This is a genomic window from Nocardia sp. NPDC050630 (assembly GCF_044457245.1).
Taxonomy (GTDB): domain Bacteria; phylum Actinomycetota; class Actinomycetes; order Mycobacteriales; family Mycobacteriaceae; genus Nocardia.
On the sequence record NZ_JBITGN010000028.1, the window covers coordinates 25,877 to 37,918 of the forward strand.

The following is a 12,042-nucleotide window of genomic DNA, read 5'->3' on the forward strand; positions in this document are numbered from 1 at the left end:
CCCTTTCCTCGTTCGTCATTGCGCGCGTTCTGCCGCACCCGGCCGAATCGCCGTGCGCGCGGCCATTTCGCGACCGGCGTCCAGATAACTCATCGCACCCCGGGAGCCTGGATCATAATCGAGCACCGTCATGCCATAGCCCGGCGCCTCGGAGACCTTCACACTGCGAGGGATAACCGACTTCAGCACCACATCGCCGAAGTGCCCGCGTACTTCCTCGGCGACCTGGTCGGCCAACTTGGTCCGACCGTCGTACATCGTGAGAATCACTGTCGAGACATGTAGTTCGGGATTCAGGTGCGCCTGCACCAGACCGATATTGCGGAGCAGCTGCCCGACGCCCTCCAGCGCGTAGTACTCGCACTGGATCGGGATCAGCACCTCCTTGGCGGCGACGAGCGCATTGACGGTAAGCAGACCGAGCGACGGCGGGCAGTCGATCATCACGTAATCGATGTCGTACCCGGCGATATTGGCCTCCTGGATGGCGGCCTTGAGTCGCCCCTCCCTGGCCACCATGGAAACCAATTCGATCTCGGCACCGGCAAGATCAATGGTCGCCGGAATGCACAGTAGGCGCTCGCTGTGCGGGCTCTGCTGGATCGCTTCGCGTACCGAAACCTCGCCGATCAGGAGTTCATAACTCGACGGGACGCCCGAGTGATGTTCGATGCCCAGAGCGGTACTCGCATTGCCCTGGGGATCGAGGTCGATCACGAGAACCGTCATCCCCGTATGCGCCAGGGCGGCCGCGAGATTCACGGCGGTAGTCGTCTTCCCGACGCCACCCTTCTGATTGGCGATGGTGATGATCCGTTGCTCGTGCGGTTTCGGCACTGTCACCTTTCCTGGATGCAATATCTGGCTTGCGCGTTGGGCTTCGGCCGCTATCGGGGTCTCACTGGGGGAGATGTGCCCGAACGGTGTGCTTCCAAATGCCTCCGCATCGAAGGTGCTGGAGTCCAGCATCCCCGGCACGCGCGACGTTGTTTCCCGTGAAACATTCGCCGGACCGCTCGACATAGACAGCTCCTAACGCGAGAACCTCAGATCACGTGCGCCCGACCGAATTCGACGCCGTGTCATCACTAGCTGTGTCGGATCGAACTTGATGCTCAATCGAGACCGCGGCGCCTCGATCGACCGAGCGGAGCTTCCGCCGCTGCGACACCCAGATCCCTCCGTGGCACCAACGCTCACGCCCGACGCTCACTAGCTTGCCAGCACTCAGCGCGATAAGAAAGCTGAATCGCGGCTTCGCGCAAAGGACACGCAAATCAGTACCGGATCGCGTCGCCGCGAACGAGATTGACGTGCCCGATTCGCCGTTTCACATGAAACATGATGCTCCGGACCGACGCCCCAGTTCGGTTCAACGTAGAGCTCCGGACCGACGCCCGAGTTCGGTTTCACATGAAACATGAAGTCCCAGACCGGCAGCGAAATTCGGTTTCACATGAAACGCTGGTGATCGAGACGTGTCCGTCGCTGCATTCCAGAGTGATCCGGGCGCACAATCCAATGTGGTTCCAAAGATTCCGGCGTTACGCCGATGCGCCTCAGTGTCGGCAGCTCTTTCCGAGACACTCGGGAGCGGAAGCGGGTATCTCGAGCCCCGTCGCTCTCGTGTCCAATGAGCGTCGCGCAATGGGGATCATCGATTACCCCACCCGATGGCACCAGGTTCGAATCGTCACGTGAAGTTTGGTGTTGCAGCGACGACGACACCGACGCCTGGGCGCGCCGTTTCACATGAAACATTGCCGCGAATCGGATAGTGCTACTTCGACTTCCGCGGCGATCTGCCGCCCCGACGGGAGGGACGCTCAGCGCGCGGCAGCCGCTCGGCACTGATCACCAGAGTGGGAGTAGAGACGAGTCCGGCGCCGCATTCCAGCACGGTCGCATTTCCGGCGCCCGCCTTCGCCAATGCCTCACTGTCGCGCTCGAGTTCCTCGGCCGCACTGACTCCCTTCAACGCGAGCATCCGTCCATGATCGCGTAACAGGGGGAGCGACCACTGCGCCAGTTTCGCCAGCGGAGCGACCGCTCGAGAGGTCACCACATCCGCACCGCCCGCTTCCTTCATCACGCCCGACTGCTCCGCCCGACCGCGCACCACCGTCACATCCAATCCGGCCGACTCGATGAATTCGCTCAGAAAGATGGTGCGGCGCAACAGCGGCTCGACCAAGGTGATCCGGAGATCCGGACGCGCTATCGCCAAGGGGATTCCGGGCAGTCCGGCGCCGCTGCCGATATCGACCACGGTGGCGCCCTCGGCCATCAACTCACCGACCACGGCACAGTTGAGAATGTGCCGATCCCATAGCCTCGGCACCTCGCGGGGACCGATCAGTCCGCGATCGACACCGGCGGCGGCGAGGGCGGCGCAGTACCGACGCGCGAGATCTAGCCGGTCCCCGAATACCACCGCGGCCGTGACCGGGGGCTCCAGTTCATTCGGCAACGCGGTGATGCCACCGAGATCTCGTTCCACGTGAAACATCCTTCCGAACTCGAGTCGATCAGTGCGGCGATGGGGCCGGGGGAGAAGAACGCATTAAGACATGAAGAGGGCCTCCGGTCCGAAGACCGGAGGCCCTAATCCAATCACAGAGCGCGAATCAGGCAGGCACCACGACGACGTGCCGATTCGGTTCCACGCCCTCGCTCTCACTGCTGACACCATCTACCGCGGCGACCGCGTCGTGCACGATCTTCCGCTCGAACGGAGTCATCGGCGCCAACGGCTCCGGCTTACCGGATTCCAGCACCCGCTGCGCCGCTGCGGTACCCAGCGCACTCAACTCCGAGCGACGCTTAGCGCGCCAGCCAGCCACGTCGAGCATGAGCCGACTGCGCACCCCGGTCGCCTGCTGCACGGCCAGGCGGGTCAGTTCCTGCAATGCATCGAGCACCTCGCCGTTGCGACCGACCAGCTTCGAAAGATCACGGCCGCCATCGATACTCACGACGGCACGGTCACCCTCGACATCGAGATCGATGTCGCCGTCGAAGTCGAGCACATCGAGCAACTGCTCGAGGTAGTCGCCCGCGATTTCACCCTCTTCGATGAGGGCTTCCTCGGCATCGGTGGATTCGGCCCCCGCATCGGCTTCGCCGCTCACCATCGTCGTCGTCGCCACAGTGGCGTCCCCTCCGTCGGTTTCAACAGTCATTTGATTTCCTTCGTCTGCTCATCGCGCGCGACCGGCGACCGGCGCCGATCGGAGAACGCGAACAGGGTTGCTCAGAGTCCCGCGGGCGCACGCTGTGTCAGCGCCGTCGCTTCTGATTGGGTCGCCCGCGGCTGCCTGGTCGCTTCTGCCCGCCCGAACGCCGCTGTCCCGCCTTGGTCGGGGACTTCGCGGTGCCGTTCGTCGACGGTGCCGCGTCGACCGCATCCACGGCATCGGCATTCGCATCGACGGGTGTCTCATCGGCGGGTGACTGCTTCTTCTTGACATTGACCGGCTTCGCACCGGGCTTCGGCGCGTTCTGTGCGCGCTGCTCCAGCTTCTGCTGCTTCTTGACTTCCTCTTCCTTCGCCATGCGGCCGAAGACGAGGTGCTGCTGTCCGTAGGTCCAGATGTTATTGGAGACCCAGTAGAGCAGGATGGCGATCGGCAGGAAGGGACCACCGACCAGCACGCCGAGCGGGAAGACCCACAGCGCCAGCTTGTTCATCATGGCCGACTGCGGGTTGGCCGCAGCCTCCGGACTCTGCCGGGCAACGGAGGCGCGCGCGTTGAAGTGCGTCGCCAGACCGGCGATCACCATCAGCGGGATGGAGACCAGCGCGATACTCAGCTTGGTCGGCACACCGCCGTAATCGGCGAAGGCCTGCAGCTGGCTCGGCGGGCTGGTGATGAAGGCGGAGATGGGGGCGCCGAAGATACGCGCGCTCAGGAAGGACTGGACGTCGGTGGCACTGAAGACGTAGTTCGGCGTGTGCGCATTGTCGTAGGCCGACATGCTGAGCTGGCCGATGCCGGTGCCGGTGCGGTTGAACGAACGCAGCACGTGGAACAGACCGAGGAAGACCGGCACCTGCGCCAAGATCGGCAGGCAGCCCATCAACGGGTTGAAGCCGTGATCCTTCTGCAGCTTCTGCATTTCGGTCGCCATCTTCTGGCGGTCGTTCTTGTACTTCTTCTGCAGCTCCTTGATCTGGGGCTGCAGCTCTTGCATCTGCTTGGTGGTGCGCACCTGCTTGACGAACGGCTTGTAGAGCACCAGGCGCAGCGTGAACACCAGGAACACCACGGCCAGTGCCCAGGTGAGACCGTTGTCCGCGCCGAACGCGAACCCGAAGACCCGATGCCAGAACCAGAGGATCCAGGACACCGGATAATAAATGAAGTCGAGCACGGCTCTATGCACTCCCGTCGTTCGTATCGCCGATCACCGCGGGCGGTGATCCTTTACAAGCGTGTGGCGCCGAGGTCTGCTGGTCGGCGGCTGACTCGTTCCGTTCGCGTATTTTTCGCTCCGGAACGGGATCCCACCCACCAGGGTGCCAGGGTGCGCATTTCGCCAATCGCACGACCGTCAATCCGAGGCCGACGAACAGCCCACGAGTGCGTAACGCGGTCACCGCGTACTCGCTACAGGTCGGGGTGAAACGGCACACGGGCAGGCGCATGGGGGAGACATACGTCCGGTAGAGCTCGATCAGGAAGATCACCGTGTTCGCGGGTAGCCGAGCAACGGTGGAGCGCGTACTCATCCCACACCGGCCACGGTAGCCGATGTGCCCACGATCTCGAGCTTGCGCAGCGCGCCACGTAGCTGACGGAGCAACTCTGTCGAGTCGGTGGTCGCGGCGCCGGGCAATGCACGGATCACGATGTCGGCATCGGCGGGTAGCTCGGCGATCACCTGACCGCACATATGACGCAGGCGGCGGGCGACGCGGTGTCGAATCACCGCGTTGCCCACCGCCTTGCTGACAATCAATCCGAACCGCGGACCGCCCACACGGACCAACGATCCGGCCTCTGCCGCATCGCTTCGTCGTCCACTCGCGCCCATGCTTCCGTCATACCCGTGCACGAGCACGTGTACGACCAGATCTCGCCTCCCGATTCGCTGGCCGCGGCGCACCGTCCGGGAGAAGTCGGCACGATGATGCAACCGATACGGCTCAGGCAACACCCGAGCGTCCGAGAGCGAGGATCAGGCAGTGAGGGACTTGCGGCCCTTGCTGCGACGCGCGGAAACAATGGCGCGACCAGCGCGGGTGCGCATCCGGAGACGGAAGCCGTGGACCCGCGCCCGACGACGGTTGTTCGGCTGGAACGTCCGCTTGCCCTTGGCCACGGTCAACACTCCTCGAGTAGGTGGGCACCGTTCGGCGCCCAAAGCTTGTTAGTAATACGTCTTTTGCGCGATGAATCGCGAGGTGGTCATCATCGATGCGCGTCGGTCCTGGCGCACGAGGTCGATACGACCTGACACGGTCAGCACAGGACCGCCACCGCACCAAGGGGTGACTGTACGAGGGTACTGATCGGCAAAGTGCGGGTCAAACTCGGCCCACCCGTCCCGCGGCCTGCTGGAACTGTTCCACGGGAGTCACGCATCCTGGGTATAACCGTGAGTTCGTCCACACCCCTAGCCGTCGGCCGTCGCGCGAGCTAACCTACGTTGCCAGAAGATTGCTGCAGAACCGCAGGTCCAGGCCGTATAGCGGCGTAGCGCAATCTCGTTTCACATTTCCCCAGAGTTCTCCACATCTGTGGATAATTGTGTGGAAAGACCCCTCGAGTGGCATATTCGTAGGGCCGACGGTGCCACGCCGCCGCCCGGATGGGGGACCCGGGCAGCGTCCGAACCGGTTACGGACGTACGCGGAATCACAAACATCGACTCAGCCACGACCGATACTCCGCAGGCTCCGACCGTCTGCTCCTATCGCCTACTTCCGGGGAGGAAACTGCATGGACGACGAGCAGAACGTGTTGGCCAACGTATGGCCGGAGGTGGTCGCCGAGCTCACCACCGGCTCGGCCGATGGTGCCATCCCGCCGGTCTCCCGGGCACAGCAGGCCTGGCTGAAACTGGTCAAGCCGCTGACCGTGGCGCAGGGCTTCGCCTTGCTCTCGGTGCCGTCGTCGTTGGCCCAGGAGGCCATCGAACGCGATCTGCGCGAACCCATCCTGCGTTCCCTCGGCCGTCGTCTCGGTCCGCAGGTCGAGGGCCTCGGCGTCCGGATCGCGGCGCCGGCGACGCAGCCGATCGAACGTCCCGGCAACAATCCCCGCCATGCGCGCATGACGAGTCGGCCCGAACGTGGCCGCGACAGCGGGCGCGGTCCGGCCGGTTATCCCGCGCCCGACTATCCCGGACGCAATGACTACGCGCCGCCGCGTTATGCACAGCCCAGCGATTACTCGGCGGCGCCCGACTACTCGGCCGGACCGGACTATGAGGCCGCGCCCGAATACCCGGGCGCACCGGACTACCTGCCAGTCCCCGGCTATGAAGTCGCAGGGGAGTATCCGACCGACGAATACCCGAGCCGTAGCGACTATCCGAACCAGACCAATGGCGAACGGCAGGAGCCGCCGCCCTCGCCCCGCCGCGAATCCGGACTCCCGCCGCGACGCGATTCCGCGCCGCCGGGGCAGGAGTCACTGTTCAATCCGGAGCCGACACTGGAACCGGTGCGTGCGCAAGGCCGGGCGCCGATGCGGGAGGCGGCGTCCACGCGGGAGTCCCGAACGAGCACCGATCCGGCCATCGCCGCCGCGCACGAATCGGTCCGTGAGCCGCTCTCGGACAACTCACACGACGACGAACCGGTCGTAAATGTGCGCAATTCGTGGCCCACTTACTTCACCAAGTCGCAGGAGAATCCGGCTCCGTCGAATTCCTCGGCGAGCCTGAATGCGAAGTACACCTTCGAGACCTTCGTCATCGGTGCGTCGAATCGCTTCGCGCACGCGGCGGCGGTCGCGATCGCCGAGGCACCCGCACGCGCCTACAACCCGCTGTTCGTCTGGGGCGCCTCGGGGCTGGGCAAGACACATCTGCTGCACGCGGCCGGACACTATGCCCAGCGGCTGTTCCCCGGCATGCGGGTGAAGTACGTGTCGACCGAGGAATTCACCAACGACTTCATCAACAGTCTGCGTGACGACCGCAAGGTGGCGTTCAAGCGTCGCTACCGCGAGACCGACATTCTGCTGGTCGACGACATCCAGTTCATCGAGGGCAAGGAAGGTATCCAGGAGGAGTTCTTCCACACCTTCAATACCCTGCACAACGCCAATAAGCAGATCGTGGTGTCTTCCGACCGGCCGCCCAAGCAACTCGCCACGCTGGAAGAACGGCTGCGGACCCGGTTCGAATGGGGGCTGATCACCGATGTGCAGCCGCCGGAGTTGGAGACGCGCATCGCGATTCTGCGCAAGAAGGCGCGGATGGACCGGCTCGATGTACCGCACGATGTGCTGGAACTGATCGCCAGTCGGGTGGAGCGCAATATCCGTGAGCTCGAGGGCGCGCTGATCCGAGTGACGGCCTTCGCCTCGCTGAACGGCCAGCCGCTGGATCTGCCATTGGCCGAGGTCGTACTGCGCGATCTCATGCCGGATACCGCGACGCTGGAGATCAACGCGGCGACGATCATGGCCGTCACCGCCGAGTACTTCAACACCACGCTCGAAGAGCTGACCGGCCCCGGTAAGGCCAGGCCGTTGGCTCAGGCCCGGCAGATCGCCATGTATCTATGCCGGGAACTAACCGATCTATCGCTCCCCAAGATCGGCCAGGCCTTCGGTCGCGACCACACCACGGTCATGTACGCGGAGAAGAAGGTGCGCAAGGAGATGACCGAGCGGCGCCGCGTATACGACCAAGTACAAGAACTAACAGCCCGGATTAAACAGCGTTCGCGCTGATCGGCAACTAACACCTCGGCACCGCCCCTGACCTGGGGCGGTGCTTTTTTATGCCCTGTGGAGTCCTCGAGGAATTCTTGTGGAGTCCTCGAGGAAACTGCGAGTTGTGCACCGGTTCGTCCACAGGCTGTGCCCATGATCGAGGATCGGTTGCTAACAGGGGTGGAATCAACAGAGTCCACAGCCCGCCCCACACACAGGCCTTGACCAGTGCGGGGCTCGGTCAGCGGGTTGGGGATTCCTCGAGGAATCCTTGTGGAGTCCTCGAGGAATCCTCGAGCTATCCACGATTCGGTGCACACGTGTGAACAACCTGGTGAATCAGGTGGAACAACTCGAGGAGCACTCGAGGATGAATGAGGAACAAACCTGGAACGTCCACAGCCCCCCTTCGTTCATCCTCGAGTCACCCAGTAGTCATCCCCACCGCACCACGCCCCCGGACCTGCGGATTCGGCCGTAGTCCACAGATTCCACAGTGCCTACTACTACTTCAGTTCTTCTTCTAGAAGATCTCTCTTCAAAACAGGGTGTGTGGAAAGTCGATCGGTGAGCATCGGCATCCGAGCCACTCGCGCAGACAAGCAAGGAGAGGCAGGGACGACACATCCGCGCGTGCTTCACCCGTACCTGTTCTCCTTGCTCGATATTTCGGAGCGCGGATCGTCTTCGCTACACAGAACAACCGGAGGGTCGGGCTAGGTTCAACTGGTCCGGACGAGTACGGTTCAATGTCGGTCGCCTATGCCAGACTGCAAGGCGGCAGGTACAGCACCCCCTTTTCGAGAATCAACGCTGACTGAGCCGACAGAGATCACGGAACCGGGAGAGGACAGATCGGGCGATGGAGCTGGCGAGTATGAAATTTCGGGTCGCCCGAGAGGATTTCGCCGAGTCCGTTGCATGGGTGGCACGCAGCCTCCCGTCACGGCCTCCGGTTCCCGTACTCGGCGGCGTACTACTCGTGGCCGGTGAGGACGGACTCACCGTCTCCGGCTTCGACTACGAGGTCTCCGCGCAGATGCGTGTCGCGGCCGAGGTCGCCGGCCCAGGTGAGGTGCTCGTCTCCGGCCGACTGCTCGCCGATATCACCAAGGCGTTGTCCAATAAGCCCGTCGATGTCGCTATCGACGGCACCCGCGTGCTGATCACCTGTGGCAGCGCGAAATTCTCGCTGCCGACCATGCCGGTCGAGGACTATCCCCAGCTGCCCGAGGTGCCCCAGCAGACCGGTGAGCTGAGCGTCGATGTCTTCGCCCAGGCGGTCGGGCAGGTCGCGGTTGCCGCTGGGCGTGATGACACGCTGCCGATGCTCACCGGTATCCGGGTCGAAATCGAGGGGCCGCAGGTCGTACTCGCGGCCACCGACCGATTCCGCCTGGCGGTCCGCCACATCGAATGGCAGCCCGCCCGCACCGATATCGAGACCTCGGTGCTCATTCCGGCGCGCACCCTGTCGGAGGCCGCGAAAACGCTCGGCCCCTCCGACGCCCCCGTGCAGCTTTCACTCGGCACCAGCGGTGGCGCGGACGGTCTGCTCGGCATCGTGAATGCGGGCCGCCGGACCACCACCCGACTGCTCGACGCGGAATTCCCCAAGTTCCGGCAATTGCTCCCCAAGGAGCACACCTCGATCGCGACCCTGCCGGTCGGCACACTGACCGAAGCCATCAAGCGCGTCGCGCTGGTCGCCGAGCGCGGTGCCCAGGTGCGGTTGGAATTCACCGACGAGGGGCTGCTGCTCTCGGCGGGCGGCGATGACGCAGGCCGTGCCGAGGAGTGGCTGGAAGCCGAATTCCGTGGCGAGGCACTGACAATCGCGTTCAATCCGGGCTACCTCATCGACGGACTCTCCGCGCTGCACGCCGATCGGGTCACTTTCGGCTTCACTACACCGAGCCGCCCCGCGGTGCTTCTGCCCGCGAGCGACGAGGAACCCAAGGTGACCGAGTCGGGTGCGTTCGCCGCATTGGAGAGCCCGTACATCTACCTGTTGATGCCGGTTCGGCTGCCGGGCTGAGCATCGGCGGCGATGCGATTTATCCACAGTTCGTCCACAGACAGTGGATGGACCACAAGATGTTGTGGTCTGGGTCCGATTCGTCGCCATAAGCGGCGAAAAACGGCGATGACGACGGCCGGAGCGGAGTAGACGGGTGTTCATCCGGACGCTGTCACTGCGCGACTTCCGCTCCTGGGAGCACGCCGAGCTCGAATTATCCCCAGGCCGCACGGTTTTCCTCGGGTCCAATGGCAACGGGAAAACGAACCTACTCGAGGCGGTCGGCTACCTCGCTACCTTGGGCTCACATCGGGTCGCCGCCGACGCACCGCTGATTCGGATCGGCACCGATCGCGCCAGGATCGGCGCGACCGTCGTGAACGCGGGCCGTGAACTGCGCATCGATCTCGAATTGAACCAAGGCGCCGCGAATCGCGCGCAGATCAACCGATCTCCGGTGCGTAGGCCGCGAGAGATCCTCGGCATTCTGCAGACGGTGCTCTTCGCACCGGAGGATCTCGCCCTGGTCCGCGGCGATCCAGGCGAACGGCGGCGCTTCCTCGACGAGTTGTGCACAGCCAGATTGCCCCGGCTGGCCGCGGTGCGCGTCGACTACGACCGGGTACTGCGACAGCGTTCGGCGCTGCTGAAATCCGCTGGCCGTCAGGCCCGCTCGAAGGCGGAACTGAGCACCCTGGACGTATGGGACGGACATTTGGCGACCCATGCCTCGGTCCTGCTCGCCCAACGGTTGCGCCTGGTCCACGATCTGTATCCCTATCTCGCCCAGGCGTACTCGGCGATCGCGCCCGAATCACGCCCCGCCGCAATCGGCTACCGCAGCGCGAACCTGCCGCCGGAGTTCCTGGATCCGGCGCGGGCGCCGCAGTCCGATGACGCGGAGGCGCTGGAGGCGAATATGCTGCGCGAATTGGCGGCGGCGCGGCCGAAGGAACTGGAACGCGGGGTCTGTCTGGTCGGCCCGCACCGTGACGAGCTGGATCTGATGCTCGGCACCGCTCCGGCGAAAGGTTTTGCCAGCCATGGTGAGTCGTGGTCGTTCGCGCTGGCGCTGCGGCTGGCGGCGTTCGAACTGCTGCGTGCCACCGGCGCCGAGCCGGTACTGCTGCTCGATGACGTCTTCGCCGAACTCGATCGCCGTCGGCGCACGGCACTCGCCGAGGTCGCGGCCGGCGCTGAACAGGTGCTGATCACCGCCGCCGTCCCCGAGGATGTGCCCGTGGAACTTTCCGCGGTGCCGCTGAGGGTGGAGACGAACGGCGATGCCGACGGCCGCATCTCCCGAATCGCCGACACCGAAACTCCCACCGCGACCGCCTGATTCGCACGGCCTATTCGGGCCTGAAGTCAGTGCGTCTTTTCGTGGGTCTGCTCTGTAAGATCACCCGCGGATGCAGTGCAACGCCGTGGCTACCGCGCACGAACTGATCTCATATGAACTCGCTGGGTACGGCCAGAACTTTCGCGCATCCAACCGTCGGCTCGGTGATGAAGATTCGATACATCTACGACCGGCAAAGGATTCGGGGAGAGAGGCGGACCGGTGAGCGATCGAACAGCGTCGGATGCTTCGGCGTCCGAGCCGGAACCGGAGCTGCGGGGCATCGATCTGGCGCGGCGCGCGCTCGAGGAGGCACGGGCGGCCGCCAAGGCGAGCGGTAAATCAGTTGGGCAGGGCCGGGCATCGCCGCGTCGGCTGCGCACCGGAGCCCGCCGCCGCACCGGCTGGTCGGGCGCGCGGCCCGATGACCGTGATCCGCAGTTGCTTTCGAGCCTGACCGGCGCCATCGCGAAGAACCGAGGCTGGTCGGCCAAGGTCGCCGAGGGTATGGTCTTCGGCCGCTGGACCGGTGTGGTCGGTGAGGACATCGCCTCGCATGCGACTCCGATGACATTGAAGGACGGCGTGCTGAGCATTGCCGCCGAATCCACGGCATGGGCCACCCAACTGCGCATGCTGCAGGGCCAGATCCTGGCGAAGATCAATGCGGCGGTCGGGCAGGGCGTCGTCACGTCTTTGAAGATCACCGGTCCAACGGCGCCGAGCTGGCGCAAGGGCGAGCGGCACATCAAAGGTCGAGGTCCGCGGGACACCTACGGATAAGCGAC

11 protein-coding genes are annotated in these 12,042 nt (G+C 64.3%); 4 read left to right on the top strand and 7 right to left on the bottom strand.

Going from position 1 to position 12,042, the window contains the following annotated elements; translation table 11 throughout:
* Nucleotides 1–15 precede the first annotated feature (15 nt).
* The 7 genes from ACIBG0_RS37935 to rpmH form a co-directional block, all read right to left on the bottom strand.
* A complete protein-coding gene (locus tag ACIBG0_RS37935) occupies nucleotides 16–969 on the bottom strand; it encodes a ParA family protein (RefSeq protein WP_397039850.1) in 954 nt (317 codons plus the stop codon).
* Nucleotides 970–1,780: 811 nt separating this feature from the next.
* Nucleotides 1,781–2,509 (bottom strand): 16S rRNA (guanine(527)-N(7))-methyltransferase RsmG, encoded by a 729-nt coding sequence (rsmG, locus tag ACIBG0_RS37940; protein WP_397039791.1) that lies wholly within the window; start codon nucleotides 2,507–2,509, stop codon nucleotides 1,781–1,783.
* Between the two features lie 118 nt (nucleotides 2,510–2,627).
* Nucleotides 2,628–3,182, bottom strand: a complete 555-nt coding sequence (locus ACIBG0_RS37945) for a protein jag (RefSeq protein ID WP_397039793.1) — start codon at nucleotides 3,180–3,182, stop codon at nucleotides 2,628–2,630.
* A 97-nt stretch (nucleotides 3,183–3,279) separates the two neighbouring features.
* Nucleotides 3,280–4,374 carry a membrane protein insertase YidC gene (gene yidC / locus ACIBG0_RS37950; RefSeq protein ID WP_397039796.1) on the bottom strand — a complete coding sequence of 365 codons (1,095 nt, stop codon included), beginning with the start codon at nucleotides 4,372–4,374 and terminating at the stop codon, nucleotides 3,280–3,282.
* 4 nt (nucleotides 4,375–4,378) lie between these two features.
* Nucleotides 4,379–4,732 (bottom strand): membrane protein insertion efficiency factor YidD, encoded by a 354-nt coding sequence (gene yidD / locus ACIBG0_RS37955; RefSeq protein WP_397039798.1) that lies wholly within the window; start codon nucleotides 4,730–4,732, stop codon nucleotides 4,379–4,381.
* Complete coding sequence (rnpA, locus tag ACIBG0_RS37960) at nucleotides 4,729–5,160, bottom strand: ribonuclease P protein component (protein WP_397039801.1); 432 nt, start codon at nucleotides 5,158–5,160, stop codon at nucleotides 4,729–4,731. Before rnpA ends, yidD begins: the two co-directional genes overlap by 4 nt.
* Before the next feature lie 21 nt (nucleotides 5,161–5,181).
* On the bottom strand, nucleotides 5,182–5,325 hold the full coding sequence (gene rpmH, locus ACIBG0_RS37965) for a 50S ribosomal protein L34 (protein WP_084483849.1): 144 nt from the start codon (nucleotides 5,323–5,325) through the stop codon (nucleotides 5,182–5,184).
* 620 nt (nucleotides 5,326–5,945) lie between these two features.
* On the opposite strand from rpmH, the gene dnaA reads away from it, so the two are divergent.
* The 4 genes from dnaA to ACIBG0_RS37985 all read left to right on the top strand — a co-directional run bounded on the left by dnaA (nucleotide 5,946) and on the right by ACIBG0_RS37985 (nucleotide 12,037).
* Nucleotides 5,946–7,910 (top strand): chromosomal replication initiator protein DnaA, encoded by a 1,965-nt coding sequence (dnaA, locus tag ACIBG0_RS37970; protein WP_397039805.1) that lies wholly within the window; start codon nucleotides 5,946–5,948, stop codon nucleotides 7,908–7,910.
* Between the two features lie 844 nt (nucleotides 7,911–8,754).
* On the top strand, nucleotides 8,755–9,930 hold the full coding sequence (gene dnaN, locus ACIBG0_RS37975; protein WP_397039808.1) for a DNA polymerase III subunit beta: 1,176 nt from the start codon (nucleotides 8,755–8,757) through the stop codon (nucleotides 9,928–9,930).
* Nucleotides 9,931–10,066: 136 nt separating this feature from the next.
* Nucleotides 10,067–11,254: a DNA replication/repair protein RecF gene (recF, locus tag ACIBG0_RS37980; protein WP_397039810.1), complete on the top strand. Its 1,188-nt coding sequence runs from the start codon at nucleotides 10,067–10,069 to the stop codon at nucleotides 11,252–11,254.
* Between the two features lie 222 nt (nucleotides 11,255–11,476).
* Complete coding sequence (locus tag ACIBG0_RS37985; RefSeq protein WP_397039812.1) at nucleotides 11,477–12,037, top strand: DUF721 family protein; 561 nt, start codon at nucleotides 11,477–11,479, stop codon at nucleotides 12,035–12,037.
* Nucleotides 12,038–12,042: the final 5 nt, after the last annotated feature.

What these genes read in the sequence shown, in the direction of transcription:
- dnaN (WP_397039808.1), top strand. Translation starts at nt 8,755, where the DNA reads ATGGAGCTGGCGAGTATGAAATTTCGGGTCGCCCGAGAGGATTTCGCC.
- yidD (WP_397039798.1), bottom strand. Translation starts at nt 4,732, where the DNA reads ATGAGTACGCGCTCCACCGTTGCTCGGCTACCCGCGAACACGGTGATC.
- dnaA (WP_397039805.1), top strand. Translation starts at nt 5,946, where the DNA reads ATGGACGACGAGCAGAACGTGTTGGCCAACGTATGGCCGGAGGTGGTC.
- ACIBG0_RS37945 (WP_397039793.1), bottom strand. Translation starts at nt 3,182, where the DNA reads ATGACTGTTGAAACCGACGGAGGGGACGCCACTGTGGCGACGACGACG.
- rsmG (WP_397039791.1), bottom strand. Translation starts at nt 2,509, where the DNA reads ATGTTTCACGTGGAACGAGATCTCGGTGGCATCACCGCGTTGCCGAAT.
- ACIBG0_RS37935 (WP_397039850.1), bottom strand. Translation starts at nt 969, where the DNA reads ATGCTGGACTCCAGCACCTTCGATGCGGAGGCATTTGGAAGCACACCG.